Consider the following 1,306-nt stretch of genomic DNA (forward strand, 5'->3'; position numbering starts at 1 on the left):
TGGTACGCCCCGGCGATTTTGGAGACTATCTCGCGTGTCCGACTGCCATTAGCCTAGCAGCTGCATGGTCGTCACGAAACCTTTCTTCGTACTCTTTTGGTGACATTCCTCCGGCGTAAGAGTGGATCCGCTCGTTGTTGTACCAGGACACCCAGTCCATAGTGGCGAGAGTAACATCAGAAAGACCTTGCCAGTCGCTGTAGAGGTCGATGAGCTCCCTCTTATATAGGCTGTTCAGCGACTCGGCAGCGGCATTGTCATAAGAATCTCCTTTGCTCCCGACCGAGCGCACCGCCCCGATATCGCCGAGCCGCTCGGCGTACCTGATGGCGGTGTACTGGACACCGCGGTCAGAATGGTGAACGAGGCGTTCACCGACGTCCCGGGAATAGATCGCCATCTCGAGGGCGTCGAGGGCGAGGTCGGCTTTGAGGTGGTCGGCGACCTGCCAGCCGACGATCTTGCGGGCGAACAGGTCCAGGACGAACGCGGTGTAGACCCAGCCGTCCAAGGTCCTCACGTAGGTGATGTCGGCGACCCAACGGCGGTTCGGCGCACCGGTATCGAAGCAGCGTTCTAGCAGGTCAGGCGGCCGCTCGACGTCGAGGCCGGCCTGGGTGGTGCGTGGCTTCTTCAACTCGCACGACACCCCGGCGATGCCCAGGTCACCCATCAACCGCTCGACCGTGCACCGCGCCACCGGCACACCGTGGCGGTTGAGGTGCAACCAGACCTTCCGAGCGCCGTACAGCCGCCGGCCCGGCCCCGACCACACCGCTTCGATCACCATCTTCAGTTCCTCATCCCGAACCGAGCGGGCCGACGGCTCACTCTGGCGCTTCTTCGCCGCGTAGTACGTCGACGGCTGAAAATTGAGGGCAGCGCAGATCGGCTCGACCATGAACCGATCCCTGTAAAGATCGACGAACTCGACTAGCGCGGCAGTCTCGGATCGAGTTCCCTCGCAAAATATGCGGAGGCGGCCTTCAGGATCTCGTTCGCGCGCTTCAACTCGGCGTTCTCCCGCCGCAGCCGCTTCAGCTCATCGGACTCGACCGAGGAGACACCCGGACGGGCACCGCCATCGATCTCCTCCTGCCGCACCCACTTACGCAAGGTCTCAGCGGACCCGATGCCCAGCTTGCCGGCCACCGACCTGATCGCGGCCATCTCGTTGTCATACTGCGGACGCACCTCACGGACCAGACGGACCGCACGCTGCCGCAACTCGGGAGAGTAGGGGGACTTCCGTGCCATGACTCGATCATCCTCTCAATCGAGCCTCCAACAAACCCGGGGCGGCTCA

1 pseudogene is annotated in these 1,306 nt (G+C 62.8%); it reads right to left on the minus strand.

Going from position 1 to position 1,306, the window contains the following annotated elements:
• Positions 1 to 25: 25 nt before the first annotated feature.
• Positions 26 to 1,257: pseudogene (locus ACGFIS_RS37545) on the minus strand (IS3 family transposase).
• Between the last annotated feature and the right edge of the window lie 49 nt (positions 1,258 to 1,306).

Source organism: Spirillospora sp. NPDC048824, from assembly GCF_043198455.1.
In the GTDB taxonomy this organism is placed as follows: domain Bacteria; phylum Actinomycetota; class Actinomycetes; order Streptosporangiales; family Streptosporangiaceae; genus Spirillospora.